We start from the raw sequence: 15136 nt of genomic DNA, 5'->3' as shown, positions 1-15136 counted from the left end.
GTCTTCCTTTTCTCATTTTGATAGCTTCTGACGCTGATTTTGTCTGCGCTGAAGCGGGTTTTGATTCAAATCTGGCTGGGCTGGGAACCGCTTATTGTGTCCGAGAGCGGGGCGGCCCGGCCGCCTTGCAGCGCGGACATCGGTTTCTTTGCGCCCAGCGCTTCAGAGCAGGCTGCGCAACACGGCACGCACCGGTGAGGCATCGGCTTCGGTGAGCTTGAGCGGCAGAGCGATCAGCTCATAGTCGCCTTCGCTTACCTCGTCGAGCACCAGGTTCTCCAGCACGCGCAGGCCGCGCTGGCGGATCACCATATGGCTGTCCAGGCTCTTGCTGCTGGCGGGGTCGATGCTGGCAGTGTCTATGCCGATCAGCTTGACGCCCAGATCGGCCAGCTTTTGCACGGTCTCGGGGGCATAGGCGGCCAACTCGGCGTCCCAGCCAGTGGGCGCTTTCTCGTAGGTGCGCACCAGCACGCGACTGGGCAGGCCGGCATCGATGGCGTGCGCTATGTGAAGCCATTCGATCAGCGGCCCGCAGCCCATAGCGTGGATCACTCGGCAGGGGCCGAGAAAGGCATCCAGATCGACAACGCCAATGGCCGTACCCTGCGGGTCGTAGTGCAGCGGCGCATCGGCATGCGCGCCCACATGGGGTGAGAGATGAATGGCACTGACATTGACCGGGCAGCCCGGGCCAATGCTGGCCACCCATTCCTGGCTATAGGGCGTGTCGCCCGGAAACACCGGTGCGGCAGGATGGATGGCAGGAGAAATATCCCAGATCTGTCGTGTCATGGTGCAACTAGCAATATGTGTATTTCAGCGAGAGCGCGACAAGTAGCGCAGCCTATGTCAAAGACACCGAGCAAGGGCCGCCCCGCAGCGATGGTGTCGTCCCCCTCCCGTAGCGCTCAGCGCGCAGAGAGAGGAGGAAGCGGCGGGGCCGCCTAGGCAAAGCCGCTCAGGGGGTGACCTTCTTCTTTCTATACCAAAGAGCATAGACCAGCACCAGCACGATCAGAAACGGCACGCCCACCAGCACGGTGGTGTGGAATTCCTTGGTAAACAGCGTGGTGACGATCACGCCCGCCATCAGCAGCGCCCCGACCAGCGTCAGCACGGGAAAGCCCCACATGCGGAACTCCAGCTTCTGGCCCGGGTGCTCGCGCTGCCAGCGCGGGCGGAAGAACAAATGGGTCACGAACACCATGAACCAGGCAAACATGGCGCCGAACATGGCGATCGACATCATCAACTCCAGCGACTGCTCGGGCTTGAGCACGTTGAGCACCATGGCCACGGCCATGCCCAGGCAGGAGACGGCAATCGCGCCCAGCGGCACGCCGCTTTTGCTGAGTTTGCTCAGACCCTTGGGGGCATAGCCGCCGCGCGAGAGGCTGAACATCATGCGCGAGGTGACGTAGAGCTGGCTGTTCATGGCCGACAGCGAGGCCAGCAGCACCACGAAGTTGAGGGCCGCAGCCGCGCCCGGGATCTGCAAAATCTCCATCACCTTGACGAACGGACTCTTGTCCGTGCCCGCATGGCTCCAGGGCACGATGGCCAGCATCAGTGCCAGCGACAGCAGATAGAACAGCACCAGGCGCAGCACCGTGGTGCGGAAGGCGCGGGTCACGGCCTGCCTGGGGTTCTGGGCCTCGCCGGCAGCAATGGCAATGGACTCCAGGCTCAGATAGCTGAAGATGGCCACGATCACGCCCACCCAGGTACCCCACCAGCCGTTGGGGAAGAAGCCGCCGTCGATAAAGTAGTTGTCGAAACCCACGCCCTCGGGCCGGGTGCCGAAGACCACATAGGCGCCGATCAGGATGAAGGCCACGATGGCAATTACCTTGACCATGGAGAACCAGTATTCGACCTGACCGAAGGCCTTGACGCTGGTGGCATTGACGGCGGCCAGCAGAACCGAGAACAGCGCCACCCAGATCCATGGGTCCACCGTGGGGAACCAGTAGGCCATGTACTTGCCCACGGCCGTGACCTCCATGCCCACGGCCAGCACCACGGCTCCCCAGTAGGCATAGCGCACCACAAAGCCGGCCAGCGGACTGATGTAGTGCTCGGCGTAGGCGCCGAAGGAGCCCGAGGTGGGGTGGGCCACAGTCATCTCGGCCAGGCATCCCATGAGCAGCAGGCCGATGAAGGCGCCTATGGCGTAGCTGATGAGCACGCTGGGGCCGGCAAAGCCGATGGCAAAGGCGCTGCCCATGAAGAGGCCGGTACCGATGGCGCCACCGATGGCGATCATGGTCATCTGGGCGGAGTTCAGGTGCTGCTGCAAGCCTGTCTCGCGTTGCTGAATACTGTCAAAGTTGGCCATTGCTGACTTGCGCATGCGAAAAAGTCGAAGCGGCAAGTATCCCGCGAATGACCGGCTGCGGCGGCATGACGGCGAATGTCCTTGACGCAGGCCCAGCCGTCTCAGCGCGGCATTCCTGCGTAGTTGCCGGGCGTCAGCGCATGATGGGCCTTGAAGGCGCGCTGCATATGGGCCTGGTCGGCAAAGCCCATCTGTTGCGCGACCGAGGCCAGGGGCTCGCCCTGTGCCAGCAGGTGGCGCACGCCATTGAGCCGCAGGTTGAGGCGGTAGGCCCCGGGCGTGACGCCGGTGACGGCCCTGAAGCGGCGGATGAAACGGCTGGGGCTCATGCCGCAGCGCAGGGCCAGGGCCTGGACGCTGGTTTCGTCTTCGGGGCTGCGGTGCATGTGCTGCAGCGCGGGTAGCACGGCATCGGCGGGCTGGGGCTCTGGGGCAGCGGAGTCGGCGGCGCGGCCCAGCTGCCGCAGAAAATCCGCCAGCGATTGCGCGTGCTGCTGCAGGTCCGAGTCCGTGGCGCTGCTGGCAAGCGGCTGGCAGAGACTGTCGGCGCAGCGCGAGATGTCCGGCTCGTTCAGGGCGCGCCGGGCAAAGCGCAGGGCGCCGACGCCGAGCCGCTCATGAACCCAGTCGGCCTGCAGGAACAGCATGCGGTAGGACCATGGCTGCAATGTCTCGGGGTTGCAGGCATGCCAGTGGCCGGGCTCGATCAGCACCACGCTGCCCGCGCTCAATGTTTCGGGGCCATCGTCGTGCAGAAACAGGGTCTCGCCCTCATCCACGATGCCGATGGAGTACTGGGCATGCGCATGCAGCCGGTAGCTGTAGCAGGACTGGCGGCTGATGCGCAGCTCGGCCCAGGGCAGGGCCGGGTGGCGGTGGAAATGGTGGCTGGGGGCTGGCATGACGGCCTCATCATGCCAGCATGCTGACCACGCTTGCCACCAGCACCATGGCCAGGCCCTGGTTCAGCCGCTGGCAGCGCAGTGGCGTATTCAGCCACCGGGTCAGTGCATGGCCCAGAGCGGCCCAGCAGCCGACGCCGAGCAGGCAGGCCAGCAAGGAGACGGCGCAAAACAGCAGCAAGGCGGTTGGCATCGAGACCTGCTGGGCAGCCAGCGGAGCCACAAACATGCCGATGCCCGAAAGCGCCACCAGCCAGGCCTTGGGGTTGAGGCTTTGAATCGCAATGCCCTGCACAAATGCACCGCCTGGGCCGATCGGCAGCGATGCGGGGGCGCTCGCCCTGGCCGCTTGCCCATGGACCTCGGGGGCCTTGGCCAGTTGCCAGGCCAGCCACAGCAGATAGGCCGCACAGACGCGCGGCGCCCAGCGCAGCAGCTCTGGCTGCTTGAGCAGCCACTGCCCGCTCTGGCCCATCAGCCAGACAATGACGGCATAGCTGACGCTGGCGCCAAGCACGTAGCAGAAGGCGGCCACAGCGCGGCCGTTGCCATGGCGCAGGGCCAGCACGTTCACCGGGCCTGGTGTGATGGCGCCGGCCAGTGCAAATCCGGCCATGGCCAGAACAGAAGAAAGCATGGGCAAACCCGAAACAAGAGGCCGCCAGTCTGAGCCATGGGCCCACCTGGGTATTGAACAAAATTGCGCCTTGGCTTGGTTAACAAGTGCAAAACGGCTCTTTTCGACCGACACAGGAAGGGGACTTGCGTTACGCTTGAATGCTTTTCGCGAATCCGTCCCCCAGCTTCCCCGTCTCCATCTTCATGTCATCCGCAGCAGCTTCTAGCCCATCCCGAGTCTGGCCGGCCGTACGCATGGTGGGGCGTGCCGATATGGGGCGCCAGCGCAGCAATAACGAAGACTCGGTGGGGCTGGAGCCGCAGGCCAGGCCCTGGCCGGTTGCCGTGCTGGCCGACGGCATGGGCGGCTATAACGCGGGCGAGGTGGCCAGCGTGATGGCCGTGGAGCTGATCACGACCAGCGTGCAGCACGGCCCGGCTGCCGATGAATCCATGCTGGCTGCGCAGTGCGAGCTGACGGACGCCCTGCACATGGCCAATACGGCCATCTATGCGGCCGCGCAGTCCACGCCCGGTTGCAGAGGCATGGGCACCACGGTGGTGGCCGTCCTGGTACTGGCGAGCGAGGTGCTGATCGCCCATCTGGGCGACTCCAGGGCCTACGCCTGGCGTGCCGGCCGGCTGCAGCGCCTGACGCGGGATCATTCTTTGGTGCAGCAGGATATCGATGCGGGCCTGATCTCCGAGGCAGATGCCAGGACCTCGCGCTACGGCCATCTGGTGACCAGAGCGCTCGGTGTGATGCCCCAGGTGGAGCCCGAGCTCAGTCACTGGCTGCTGCAGCAGGGGGATCGCATTTTGCTGTGCTCGGACGGCCTGACCGATATGCTCAGCGACGCCAGCCTTGAATCCCTGTTCGATGAAAACCTGCCGCTGGCGCGATTGCAGGAGGCCTTGATTGAGGCGGCCAATGCCGCAGGCGGCAAGGACAATATCGGCGTGGTGCTGATCGAGCAGGACGCCTGATGCCCGAATCTGGCCGGGGCTCCTAGATCAGGCCGCTTTCCAGCACAGGCAGCTGATGGCGCTGGCGCACGCGGTTGCAGGCATCCGAGCCCGCGGCGAACTCGCGGCAAGGCGAGGGGCGCCATTCATAGATGCCGCAACTGGCCTTCTCTCCCACCTTGCCCACCAGGGCGGCACAGCGCGGCCTGGCCCAGTCCGTGCCGCGCATGCGGCAGGTGTAGTCGGTGACCTCCTCGACCAGCCCGGCGGGGACGCTGCCGCCATGCTCCTGGGACTCATGCACGGAGAAGTCGACACGAAAGGACGCGCAGCAGGCGCCGCAGCTGAGGCAGGGATGAGTCATGGGGGAGGCGGAATTTTTCCGGTGGGGCGGTGATTTTCGCAGCTGTGCAAATCCTTGGGTTGTGCCGGGCTGCCGATTTGTCAACCGCGTTGCGCAATACCCGCCCAATAATCCATGCTGCTGGTGTCAATTCGCCACCGTTGTGCACCAATCGCCTACAGTAAATGGAAAATGAGAATCAAAATCAATTAATAATGCGCTATGAGTTCTTTGCAGTCCCCCTCGGCGATCTCTGAGCCGGTGTCAGTTATTTCGTCCATGAATGCTTTTCCTGTTCAAGCGTCTGAATCCGGCGTGCCATCTTCCAGCGCTGCAGCCACGGCCGCCGCAACCGGGCCCGTCATCGGCCTTGATCAGCTGGTGGTGAATCAGCCAGCCCGGGTGGTGGATCTGGCTTCCTCCGAAGGCGAGGATGAAAGCCTGTTGCTCAGACTCATGGAAATCGGCTTTCTGCCCGGAGAGTCCGTGCGCGTCGTCGCCACCGGCTTTCCCGGCCCCGACCCGCTGGCCGTGCGCATAGGTCAGGCGACATTTGCCCTGCGCCGCCACGAGGCGGCCCAGGTTCTAGTGCAGCTGGAGGCCGCAGCATGAACGCGCGCGAATCCCAGATCACCATGATGAGCTCTCAAGCTGCGGAGCAGGCACCCCTGCGCGCAGCGCTGCTGGGCAACCCGAACTGCGGCAAGACGGCGCTGTTCAATCTGCTGACCGGCGCCCGCCAGAAGGTGGCGAACTACGCAGGCGTGACCGTGGAGCGCAAGGAAGGCTGGCTGAGCACGCCCGGCAAGCGCCGTGTGCGCGTGCTGGACCTGCCCGGCACCTACAGCCTGGATGCGCACAGCGAGGACGAGCGCATCACGCGCGACATCGTCAAGGGCCAGCATCCGCGCGAAGCGCCGCCCGAGCTGCTGGTCTGCGTGACCGATGCCACCCATCTGCGCCTGAACCTGCGTCTGGTGCTGGAAGCACGCGCCCTGGGCCTGCCCATGGTGGTGGTGCTCAATATGAGCGATATGGCGCGTCGCCAGGGCCTGGTCATCGACAAGGCCAAGCTCAGCGAGCTGTTGGGCGTGCCCGTGGTGGAGAGCGTGGGCGTGCATCTGTCCGGCGCCAAGGATTTGCTGGCCTGGCTGGACAGCGATCAGGCCAGGCAGCTCAAGACCCCGACGCTCGAAGGCCAGTTCAAGCCCGTGACGGGCAGCAACTCGCGCGCCCAGCTGCTGGCCCTGCACCAGCAGGTGGCCGAGATCATGCGCCTGACCGTGCAGGAGCCCGCCGCTCCCACGCAGCGTGACGATCGCATTGACTCCGTGGTGCTGCACCCGCTGTGGGGCACGCTGCTGCTGGTGGTGACGCTGTTCCTGATGTTCCAGGCCGTGTTCAGCTGGGCCCAGCCCCTGATGGACGGCATCGAAGGCCTGGTCAGCGACTTCGGCCAGTGGGTGCATGGCGTGATGCCCGATGGCGTGCTGCGCAGCCTGCTGGTCGACGGCGTGATCGCCGGCACCGGCTCGGTGGTGGTCTTTCTGCCGCAGATCCTGATTCTGTTCTTCTTCATCCTGGTGCTGGAAGACTCGGGCTATCTGCCGCGCGCCGCCTTTTTGCTGGACCGCATCATGGGCAGCGTGGGGCTGTCCGGACGCTCCTTCATTCCGCTGCTGTCCAGCTTTGCCTGCGCCGTGCCCGGCATCATGGCCACGCGTTCGATTTCCAGCTGGCGCGACCGTCTGCTGACCATCATGATCGCGCCGCTGATGACCTGCTCGGCACGCCTGCCCGTCTACACGCTGCTGATCGGTGCCTTCATCCCCGAGCAGACCGTGGCCGGCTTCTTTAATCTGCAGGGCCTGGTGCTGTTTGCCCTCTATGTGGGCGGCATTGCCAGCGCCATGGCCGTGGCCTGGGTGGGCAAGCTGGCCGCCAAGGTCAAGACCCGCACGCCGCTGCTGATGGAGCTGCCTTCCTATCGCATCCCCAGTCTGCGCAGTCTGGTACTGGGCCTGTACGAACGGGCGATGATCTTCCTGCGCCGAGTCGGTGGCATCATCCTGACCGTCAGCATCGTGCTGTGGTTCCTCTCCAGCTACCCCGGTGCTCCCGAGGGCGTGACCGAAGGTGCGATTCGCTACAGCTTCGCGGGCCAGATCGGACGTGCGCTGGAAGTGGTGCTGGCACCCATCGGTTTCAACTGGCAGATTGCCATTGCGCTGGTGCCCGGTATGGCCGCGCGCGAGGTGGCGGTGGGTGCGCTCGGCACGGTGTATGCGCTGTCGGCTGTGGGCGATGATGCCATGGCCCAGCAACTGAGCCCGCTGATCGCCAGCAGCTGGTCGCTGGCGACTGCGCTGTCGCTGCTGGTCTGGTTTGTGTTTGCACCCCAGTGCATCTCCACGCTGGCTATTGTCAAACGCGAAACCAATGGCTGGCGCTATCCGCTGCTGATGGCCGGTTATCTGTTTGGTCTGGCCTATCTGGCCAGCTTCGTGACCTATCGCGTCGCCGTGGCCCTGGGCTGGGGCTGAGAAAGGATTGTCTATGTGGCAGGAACTGATAGTGGGCGCCATCGTGCTGGTGGCCGCCGTATCGCTGACCTGGCGTTTCATGCCGGCCGGCCTGCGCCGCAGGCTGACGCGGGTTCACCCTTCGCTGGCGCCGGCGGCCAAGAGCGGTAGCTGCGGCGGTTGCAGCGCCTGTGGCGGCGACAGTTGCTCGGATACCCGCAAGGCTTGAGGCCGATACCGACCTTACATAAAAACATAGCTGCCTGCGCTTGCCATCTCTGAATTTCAGATGTTTTTGCACCTGAAATGCTTGAATGGAAAGCGCAGGCAGCTTTTTATTTGATAGCGCCTGTTGCTTTGTCGAAAGCTCAGGCAGCTTCCAGCCAGGGCTGGATATCTTCCTCGCTCAGTGCCGACAGGCCGAACTTCTCACGTGTGTCGTGGCAGCCGTAGGAGGCAAACGGAAAGTCGCGGCAGGGGCGCGAGCGCTGTTCGTAGATGCCGCAACCTATGCAGCCCGCGCCGACCTCGGGCAGCTCGCGCAGCGCCACACAGCGCACCGGGTGACGTTCCGTGCCGTTCATGCGCGCACGGTTGCCCTTGCCGGGCACTTCATGGGTCAGCTCGTCGGGGACGGTGCCGCCCATGGACTGCAGCTCGTATATGGAAAACTCCACGCGGTAGTTCTGGCAGCAGGCGCCACAGTTCAGGCAGGGGTGGACGGATTCGGACATCGTGTTTCTTCAAGGATTCAGGCATCGGGGTCACGCCGTCCTCCTCGGGCAAGGACGGCTGTTTGAGGTCTGGAGGAGAAGCCGGCGCGCAGGGCTGCCTGCGGCTTCCGGTGCCGGGCCACTAGGTATGGCCTTGAAGAAACTTCAGATAGAAGGTGTGGATGCGTACATAAAGCGCACGCACGCGCGCTGCAAAGGATTTGCGCGGTCCGAAAACGGATGGCACGCGCGTGTGGCGTGCCATATGGGGCTGGCGCAGCGCCAGCAGGCCGCCGCGCTGGCCGTAGCGCGCATCGCCCTGGGTGGGGCGCAGCGGAAACAGAAACACCGCCAGCTGGCGCAGGGCCCGCTGGCGGTGTGGGGATGTGATGTGGCTCAGGTGCATGGAGGTGAAGGTATGCAGATGAGCCCGGACGTGCCGAATCAGCCTTGCTGGCGGCCCAGCAGCAGGTACTCCATGAGTGCCTTTTGCACCTGCATGCGATTTTGGCTTTGGCACGCGGCATGCTGCCGCTTCACACCCGCGATTCGGGTATGAACCTGCGCCCGAATCGCATGCGGGCTCTGGCGAGCCGCCGCGTGGACCGATGTCTGCGCCATCAGTCCACGCGACCCAGCAAAAGGTACTCCATGAGCGCCTTTTGCACATGCATGCGATTCTCAGCCTCGTCCCAGACCACGGATTGCGGTCCGTCGATGACTTCGGCCTCCACTTCCTCGCCACGGTGGGCGGGCAGGCAGTGCATGAACAGGGCATCGGCCTTGGCCGAGGCCATCATCTCGGCATCCACGCACCAGTCGGCAAAAGCCTTCTTGCGCGCCTCGTTCTCGGCCTCGTAGCCCATGCTGGTCCACACGTCGGTGGTGACCAGATCGGCGCCCTTGCAGGCTTCGAGGGGGTCCTTGAACACCTTGTAGCAGCCGGGATTGACGGGCTTGCCGTTGAAGGCCAGCTGCTCGTCCACCTCGTAGCCGCCGGGCGTGCTGACATGGACCGTGAAGCCCAGCAGATCAGCTGCCTGCAGCCAGGTGTTGGCCATGTTGTTGCCGTCGCCCACCCAGGCCACGATCTTGCCCTTGATCGAGCCGCGGTGCTCGATGAAGGTGAAGATGTCGGCCAGGATCTGGCAGGGGTGGAACTCGTTGGTCAGGCCGTTGATGACGGGCACGCGCGAGTACTCGGCAAAGCGCGCTATCTTGTCCTGACCGAAGGTGCGGATCATGACCAGATCGGTCATGCGGCTGATGACGCGTGCACTGTCCTCGATGGGCTCGGAGCGGCCCAGCTGGCTGTCGCCCGTGGTCAGATGCACCACGGAGCCGCCGAGCTGGTACATGCCGGCCTCGAAGCTCACACGCGTGCGCGTGCTGGCCTTCTCGAAGATCATGGCCATGGTGCGGTCGGTCAGCGTGTGGTGCTTTTCGTAGCCCTTGAATTTCTTCTTGATCAGGGCTGCGCGTTCCAGCAGGTAGTCGTATTCGTCGGCGGTGAAGTCGCTAAATTGCAGGTAATGCTTCATGCAGTATTCCTTGAGGATCAGGCGGCCAGAATGGCTTGAACCAGGGGCTTGAGCCTGGCGACGATTTCATCGGCTTCGGGCTTGCTCAGGATCAGCGGCGGCACGAGGCGAATCACCGTGTCGGCGGTCACGCTCAGCAGCAGGCCGGCTTCTGCGGCCTGGCCAATCAGCTCGCCACAGGGCTTGGTCAGCTCCACGCCAATCATCAGACCCTGTCCGCGCACTTCGACAAAGCCTTCGAGGCTGCCCAGTTCAGCCTGCAGTTTAGCCTTCAGATATTCGCCCACTTCAGTGGTATGAGCCAGCAGGTCATCTTCTTCCATGATGCGGATGGTTTCCACGCCGGCACGCATGGACAGCGGGTTGCCACCAAAGGTGGAGCCATGGTTGCCGGCCTTGAGCACTTCGGCAGCGGCCTTGTGCGCCACGACGGCACCCACGGGCACGCCAGAGCCCAGGCCCTTGGCCAGGGTCATCACATCGGGGGTGATGCCCGCCCACTGGTGGGCAAACCACTTGCCGGTGCGGCCCATGCCGGCCTGCACCTCGTCCATCATCAGCAGCCAGCCATTGGCATCGCACAGCTCGCGTACCTTCTTCAGATAGTCGGCGCGCATGGGGTGCAGACCACCTTCGCCCTGGATGGGCTCCATCATGATGGCGACGATGTTGGGATTGCCTTCGGTCGCTTCGATCAGGGCTTCGTAGTCATTGGGGGGCACGCGCGTGAAGCCTGCGAGCAGATCGCCAAAGCCGTTACGTACCTTGGGGTTGGCCGTGGCGCTCATGGTGGCGATGGAGCGGCCATGGAAAGCGTGGTCGTAGACCACGATCTCGGGTTTGGCAATGCCCTTGTCCACGCCGTACTTGCGGGCGATCTTGATGGCCGCCTCATTGGCTTCCAGGCCGGTGTTGCAGAAGAACACATTGGTCATGCCCGAGCGCTCGGTCAGCAGCTTGGCCAGAGTCTCCTGGCCGGGCACATGGTAGTAGTTGGAAGTGTGGATCAGCTTGGCGAGCTGATCCTGCAGCGCGGGCACCAGCTTGGGGTGGTTGTGACCCAGGGTGTTGACGGCGATGCCACCCAGCGCGTCCAGGTATTCCTTGCCGTTCACGTCCCAAACGCGGCAGCCCTGGCCGCGCTCCAGCGCGATGGGTACGCGGCCGTAAGTGGGCATAACGTGGGGCGAAGCTGCCTCGATGAAAGCGGTCATTGCAAGAATCTCCTGAGAAGGAAGGTCAACGGCGCACAGCGGCACCTGAAAAATGAGAGCTTTGATTCTAGAGTGCCCGGATAACCCCAACATTGCGGATTGCGCATCGCTGCTATGCAATCAACCTACGCCATTGTGGGGTTGACAGCATGGCTCTTATACAAGAGTTAGAATGCTCGTTTAGGCATGTTGGCGGGGATCCCGCCTGGTTGCCGGATCTTTTTGGCGAATATTTGATGGTTACCCCTTCCAGCAAAGAACTGTTCATCATGGGTATGACCCATGCCGGAAAAACCTTTCGACCCAGCGACTGGGCCGAGCGCTTGGCCGGTGTCATGAGTCAGTTTCGCCCTGGTGGTGCCTGCGCCGGAAGCCATCTGAGCTACTCTCCCTGGTGCGTGCCCACGGTGATGAACGGCACCAAATGCGTGGTCATCAACCGGGATCTGCGCGACTACGAACCCATGGCCTGGGACTTCTGCCTGAATTTCGCCAAGGACAACGATCTGCAAGTGGCCGAGGCCTGCCTGCTGCCCGACAAGCTGCCAGCCGGCAAGAAGTGATTTTTCAGGTGCCCAGAGGCGCCGCGCAAACGACAAAGGCTTCCACGGGAAGCTTTTTTTGTATCTGTGTGCAGCGGGCGGGGCTAGTTCTGCGCTGTCGTGCCGTCCAGCAGCCGTGACCGGCGCCACGGGCCCCAGCGGTAGTAGGCGATGGACAGCAGCATGGATGCCAGCGCGCTGAGCGGAAAGCTCCACCACAGCGCATCCTGCCCCCACAGAGGCTGCAACCCCCAGGCCAGAGGCAGGCGAAGGCCCCACAGCGCCAGGGCCAGTATGACCAGAGGAGCCAGCACCGCGCCCGTGGAACGCACCACGCCGGCCAGCACACTGCTCACGCCGAGCAGCATGAACGAGCCCAGCACGATGCGGTTGAGGTGGCGCGCGGGCTCCAGGGCCGTGCTGCCCTCGGGCAGAAACAGGGCCAGCACGAAGCGGTCGCAGGCCAGGATCAGGGCCACGCAGGCGCCGGTCAGCAGCAGATGGCAGACCACGCCGGCACGCGCCGTGCGCGCCACACGCGGCCAGTGGCCGGCGCCCACGTTCTGGGCGGCGATGGTGGTGCAGGCCGAGGCCACGGCAATGGCCGGCATCTGCACATAGGCCCATAGCTGCAGGGCCGCGCCGTAGGCGGCCGAAACCTGGGCGCCATGGGTGTTGATCAGGGCCAGCATCAGCACCAGGGAGAGCGAGACCACCAGCATCTGCAAGCCCATGGGCAGGCCCTTGATGATCAGGCAGCGCAGCAGCTCGGGCACAGGCTGCCAATGGCGGCGCTGGCTCCAGCCTATCCAGAGCGGCAGGCGCTGCCAGCGCAGCCAGGCCAGCAGGCCCGCAAGGCCCAGGCTGTTGGCCACCAGGGTGGCCAGTGCCGAGCCGGCCATGCCCAGGCCGGGCAAGGGGCCGGCGCCGAAGATGAACAAGGGGTTGAGCAGGGCATCGCCCAGGGCCACGCCCAGCAGGGCCACGAAAGGCGTGCGACTGTCGCCCGTGCCGCGCAGCACGGCGGCCACGAAGATCAGCAGCAGCATGGGCGGCAGCGCGAGAAAGAGCACTCTCAGATAGTCCACGGCCAGCGCGGCGGTGGCAGGCTCGGCACCCATGGCGCCCAGCATGGGGACGGCCAGCGGCCAGCCCAGGGCGGCCATCAGCATGGACATGCCAAGAAACAGGCTGGCACTGGTGCCCGTGATGCGGCGGGCCAGGGCCCAGCGGCCCGCGCCCACGGCCTGAGCCACCAGCAGATTGGCGGCCTGGCTGATGCCGAAGACCAGGGCGATCAGCGCGAACAGCAGATTGTTGGCATGAACGGCCGCAGACAGTGCGCTTTCGCCCAGATGGCGTCCGATCCAGAAGGCATTGACCGAGGTATTGAGCGACTGCAGCACATAACCGCCCCATAAAGGCAGGGAAAAACGCAGCAGGGCGCGGCCTATCGGTGCGTGGGTCAGTGGCTGGTGCATGGGGTGAAGGAGGCTGCAGAGCACCAAGCGGCGGGCTCTGCAAGAAAAAACCCCGCGCGGCACAGGCCGGCGGGGCGGGCACCGGCGGGCCGGTGCGGGGAGAGCAGGGCTTAGAGCGCCTGCATTTCCTTGTTCAGCTGTGTGGGGTTCTGGGGAGCTGCGGCAGGCGCGGGAGCCGCTTCGGCGTTCTTGCCCAGATCGGCAGGGACATCCACATAGGGCAGCTTCAGGGCCGAGCTGGTCATGCGTCGGATCTCGTTGGTATAGGCGGCATCCTCGTTGATCTTGCGGCCGTAGGAAGGCACGATCTGCTGGATGTGGGCCTTCCACTCGGCGCTGGCCATCTGCTCGGGGAAGGACTTCTTGAGCAGGTTCAGCATGATGTGGGGAGCGGTCGAGGCGCCGGGCGAGGCACCCAGCAGGGCGGCAATGCTGCCGTCTTCAGAGCCCACGATTTCGGTGCCGAACTGCAGCACGGCGCCTTTTTCAGGGTCGCGCTTGATGATCTGCACACGCTGGCCGGCGGTGACCAGCTTCCAGTCCTCGCGCTTGGCTTCGGGGAAATACTGGGCCAGTACGGCCTGACGGTCTGCGTCGGTCAGCTCGGCCTGCTGCATCAGGTACTGGACCAGATCCAGGTTGTGGATGCCCACGCGCAGCATGCCCATCAGATTGTCATGGGTGACCGAGGAGAACAGGTCCCACCAGGAGCCGTTCTTGAGGAACTTGGTGGTGGCCAGTGCAAAGGGGCCGAACAGCACCACGGGCTTGCCGTCGAGCTGGCGGGCGTCCAGGTGGGGCACGGACATGGGAGGCGAGCCGGTGGAGGCAATGCCGTAGGCCTTGACGTCGTGGCGCTTGGCCAGTTCGGGGTTCTCAATGGCCAGGAACTGACCGCCCACGGGGAAGCCGGCGTAGTTCTTGGATTCGGGGATGCCCGAGGCCTGCAGCAGCTTGAGTGCGGCACCGCCGGCACCGACGAAGACGAACTTGGCCTTGACGGTCTTTTCCTGGCCGCCCTTGGCCAGATCGGCCACGGTCACATTCCAGGTCTTGTCTGCGTTCTGGCGCAGGGCCGTGACTTCGCTTTGCAGATGCAGCTGGAAGTTGGGGCCCTTCTGGAGCGAAGCCATCAGCTGCTCGGTCCAGACGCCATGGTTCACGTCGGTGCCCAGGGGCATGTAGGTGGCGGCGATCTTCTGGGCCGGGTCACGGCCTTCGATCATCAGCGGGGCCCACTTCTTGATCTGTGCCTGGTCTTCGGAGTACTCCATGCCGTAGAACAGGGGGTTCTGGACCAGGGCCTGCTGGCGCTTCTTGAGGAAGGCGATGTTGTCATCACCCCAGACGAAGCTCATATGAGGCGTGGCGTTCACGAAAGTCTCGGGCGACTGCAGGTGGCCGCGGCCGACCTGGTGAGCCCAGAACTGGCGCGTGACCTCGAACTGCTCGGCAATACCCACGGCACGCTTGGTTTCCACGCTGCCATCGGGCAGCTGGGGTGTGTAGTTGAGTTCGGCAAAGCCCGAGTGGCCCGTGCCGGCGTTGTTCCAGCCGTTGGAGCTTTCCAGAGCTACGCCGTCCAGGCGCTCGAAGACCTCGATCTTCCAGTCGGGCTGCAGCTCCTGCAGGTAGGTGGCCAGCGTCGTGCTCATCACGCCGGCACCCACCATCACCACATCAACGGGCTGCTCGTTCTCGGCCTTGGGGACGGAGCGAGGAAATATTGGCCAAAATAAAAACAATAGCGCGGCCAGGACCAGGGCCGCGACGGCTCCCAGTCCTGCTTTGATCGACTTTTTCATGACTTTTTCTAGACTTGAGTATCAAAAAAGCCTGCGGGCAGGCAGCAGGCTTTTTGCGAAGATACGGGGCAAGTCCTATAAAAGACATGAGACTCCCCGACCTGGGGATTGTCCTAGGGAAGTCAAAATCTGACGCTAATCAATTCGT

At 64.1% G+C, this 15136-nt stretch carries 16 protein-coding genes; 5 read left to right on the top strand and 11 right to left on the bottom strand.

Annotation, left to right across the window (positions count from 1 at the left end; genetic code table 11):
* Window positions 1-162: 162 nt before the first annotated feature.
* The 4 genes from kynB to F3J24_RS23845 form a co-directional block, all read right to left on the bottom strand.
* Window positions 163-795 (bottom strand): arylformamidase, encoded by a 633-nt coding sequence (kynB, locus tag F3J24_RS23860; protein WP_167011238.1) that lies wholly within the window; start codon window positions 793-795, stop codon window positions 163-165.
* Window positions 796-961: 166 nt separating this feature from the next.
* The gene (locus F3J24_RS23855) at window positions 962-2341 is read right to left on the bottom strand and encodes an amino acid permease (protein ID WP_167011377.1); all 1380 of its coding nucleotides are present in this window, start codon (window positions 2339-2341) and stop codon (window positions 962-964) included.
* Window positions 2342-2442: 101 nt separating this feature from the next.
* The gene (locus F3J24_RS23850; RefSeq protein ID WP_167011236.1) at window positions 2443-3243 is read right to left on the bottom strand and encodes an AraC family transcriptional regulator; all 801 of its coding nucleotides are present in this window, start codon (window positions 3241-3243) and stop codon (window positions 2443-2445) included.
* A 10-nt stretch (window positions 3244-3253) separates the two neighbouring features.
* Entirely contained in the window at window positions 3254-3880 is a 627-nt protein-coding gene (locus F3J24_RS23845; protein WP_167011234.1) for a LysE family translocator, read from the bottom strand.
* A 236-nt stretch (window positions 3881-4116) separates the two neighbouring features.
* Here F3J24_RS23845 and F3J24_RS23840 point away from each other — a divergent pair, with 236 nt between their 5' ends.
* Window positions 4117-4848, top strand: coding sequence for a Stp1/IreP family PP2C-type Ser/Thr phosphatase (locus tag F3J24_RS23840; RefSeq protein ID WP_167011375.1), 732 nt, complete (start codon window positions 4117-4119; stop codon window positions 4846-4848).
* 22 nt (window positions 4849-4870) lie between these two features.
* Here the strand turns inward: F3J24_RS23840 and F3J24_RS23835 are convergent, their stop codons facing one another.
* Entirely contained in the window at window positions 4871-5191 is a 321-nt protein-coding gene (locus F3J24_RS23835) for a YkgJ family cysteine cluster protein (RefSeq protein ID WP_167011232.1), read from the bottom strand.
* A 258-nt stretch (window positions 5192-5449) separates the two neighbouring features.
* Between F3J24_RS23835 and F3J24_RS23830 the strand changes: the two genes are divergently transcribed.
* Genes F3J24_RS23830 through F3J24_RS23820 form a run of 3 tightly spaced genes read left to right on the top strand, consistent with a single transcriptional unit; the run spans window position 5450 to window position 7921 of the window.
* Window positions 5450-5782: a FeoA family protein gene (locus F3J24_RS23830; protein WP_167011230.1), complete on the top strand. Its 333-nt coding sequence runs from the start codon at window positions 5450-5452 to the stop codon at window positions 5780-5782.
* Window positions 5779-7713, top strand: a complete 1935-nt coding sequence (locus tag F3J24_RS23825; protein WP_167011228.1) for a ferrous iron transporter B — start codon at window positions 5779-5781, stop codon at window positions 7711-7713. The genes F3J24_RS23830 and F3J24_RS23825 overlap by 4 nt, the downstream gene beginning before the upstream one ends.
* Before the next feature lie 13 nt (window positions 7714-7726).
* Window positions 7727-7921, top strand: coding sequence for a hypothetical protein (locus F3J24_RS23820; RefSeq protein ID WP_003078625.1), 195 nt, complete (start codon window positions 7727-7729; stop codon window positions 7919-7921).
* 139 nt (window positions 7922-8060) lie between these two features.
* On the opposite strand, the gene F3J24_RS23815 is transcribed toward F3J24_RS23820, so the two are convergent.
* The 4 genes from F3J24_RS23815 to F3J24_RS23800 form a co-directional block, all read right to left on the bottom strand.
* The gene (locus F3J24_RS23815; RefSeq protein WP_167011226.1) at window positions 8061-8426 is read right to left on the bottom strand and encodes a YkgJ family cysteine cluster protein; all 366 of its coding nucleotides are present in this window, start codon (window positions 8424-8426) and stop codon (window positions 8061-8063) included.
* A 121-nt stretch (window positions 8427-8547) separates the two neighbouring features.
* Window positions 8548-8811: a hypothetical protein gene (locus F3J24_RS23810; RefSeq protein WP_167011224.1), complete on the bottom strand. Its 264-nt coding sequence runs from the start codon at window positions 8809-8811 to the stop codon at window positions 8548-8550.
* Between the two features lie 214 nt (window positions 8812-9025).
* Window positions 9026-9946 carry an ornithine carbamoyltransferase gene (gene argF, locus F3J24_RS23805; protein ID WP_167011222.1) on the bottom strand — a complete coding sequence of 307 codons (921 nt, stop codon included), beginning with the start codon at window positions 9944-9946 and terminating at the stop codon, window positions 9026-9028.
* Between the two features lie 17 nt (window positions 9947-9963).
* Complete coding sequence (locus F3J24_RS23800; RefSeq protein WP_167011220.1) at window positions 9964-11160, bottom strand: aspartate aminotransferase family protein; 1197 nt, start codon at window positions 11158-11160, stop codon at window positions 9964-9966.
* 236 nt (window positions 11161-11396) lie between these two features.
* Between F3J24_RS23800 and F3J24_RS23795 the strand changes: the two genes are divergently transcribed.
* Window positions 11397-11723, top strand: coding sequence for a DUF3579 domain-containing protein (locus F3J24_RS23795; protein ID WP_003052588.1), 327 nt, complete (start codon window positions 11397-11399; stop codon window positions 11721-11723).
* 83 nt (window positions 11724-11806) lie between these two features.
* Here the strand turns inward: F3J24_RS23795 and F3J24_RS23790 are convergent, their stop codons facing one another.
* Window positions 11807-13183, bottom strand: a complete 1377-nt coding sequence (locus F3J24_RS23790; RefSeq protein WP_167011218.1) for an MATE family efflux transporter — start codon at window positions 13181-13183, stop codon at window positions 11807-11809.
* Window positions 13184-13293: 110 nt separating this feature from the next.
* Complete coding sequence (mqo, locus tag F3J24_RS23785; protein ID WP_167011216.1) at window positions 13294-14988, bottom strand: malate dehydrogenase (quinone); 1695 nt, start codon at window positions 14986-14988, stop codon at window positions 13294-13296.
* Window positions 14989-15136 lie beyond the last annotated feature (148 nt).

The organism is Comamonas sp. Tr-654 (assembly GCF_011752915.1).
Classification (GTDB): domain Bacteria; phylum Pseudomonadota; class Gammaproteobacteria; order Burkholderiales; family Burkholderiaceae_C; genus Comamonas.
This window is presented reverse-complemented; position numbering and strand designations above follow the sequence as displayed.

Bases quoted from the DNA above. Each gene is read 5' to 3' on its own strand.
- kynB (WP_167011238.1), bottom strand. From the start codon at position 795: ATGACACGACAGATCTGGGATATTTCTCCTGCCATCCATCCTGCCGCA.
- F3J24_RS23855 (WP_167011377.1), bottom strand. From the start codon at position 2,341: ATGGCCAACTTTGACAGTATTCAGCAACGCGAGACAGGCTTGCAGCAG.
- F3J24_RS23850 (WP_167011236.1), bottom strand. From the start codon at position 3,243: ATGCCAGCCCCCAGCCACCATTTCCACCGCCACCCGGCCCTGCCCTGG.
- F3J24_RS23845 (WP_167011234.1), bottom strand. From the start codon at position 3,880: ATGCTTTCTTCTGTTCTGGCCATGGCCGGATTTGCACTGGCCGGCGCC.
- F3J24_RS23840 (WP_167011375.1), top strand. From the start codon at position 4,117: ATGGTGGGGCGTGCCGATATGGGGCGCCAGCGCAGCAATAACGAAGAC.
- F3J24_RS23835 (WP_167011232.1), bottom strand. From the start codon at position 5,191: ATGACTCATCCCTGCCTCAGCTGCGGCGCCTGCTGCGCGTCCTTTCGT.
- F3J24_RS23830 (WP_167011230.1), top strand. From the start codon at position 5,450: ATGAATGCTTTTCCTGTTCAAGCGTCTGAATCCGGCGTGCCATCTTCC.
- F3J24_RS23825 (WP_167011228.1), top strand. From the start codon at position 5,779: ATGAACGCGCGCGAATCCCAGATCACCATGATGAGCTCTCAAGCTGCG.
- F3J24_RS23820 (WP_003078625.1), top strand. From the start codon at position 7,727: ATGTGGCAGGAACTGATAGTGGGCGCCATCGTGCTGGTGGCCGCCGTA.
- F3J24_RS23815 (WP_167011226.1), bottom strand. From the start codon at position 8,426: ATGTCCGAATCCGTCCACCCCTGCCTGAACTGTGGCGCCTGCTGCCAG.
- F3J24_RS23810 (WP_167011224.1), bottom strand. From the start codon at position 8,811: ATGCACCTGAGCCACATCACATCCCCACACCGCCAGCGGGCCCTGCGC.
- argF (WP_167011222.1), bottom strand. From the start codon at position 9,946: ATGAAGCATTACCTGCAATTTAGCGACTTCACCGCCGACGAATACGAC.
- F3J24_RS23800 (WP_167011220.1), bottom strand. From the start codon at position 11,160: ATGACCGCTTTCATCGAGGCAGCTTCGCCCCACGTTATGCCCACTTAC.
- F3J24_RS23795 (WP_003052588.1), top strand. From the start codon at position 11,397: ATGGTTACCCCTTCCAGCAAAGAACTGTTCATCATGGGTATGACCCAT.
- F3J24_RS23790 (WP_167011218.1), bottom strand. From the start codon at position 13,183: ATGCACCAGCCACTGACCCACGCACCGATAGGCCGCGCCCTGCTGCGT.
- mqo (WP_167011216.1), bottom strand. From the start codon at position 14,988: ATGAAAAAGTCGATCAAAGCAGGACTGGGAGCCGTCGCGGCCCTGGTC.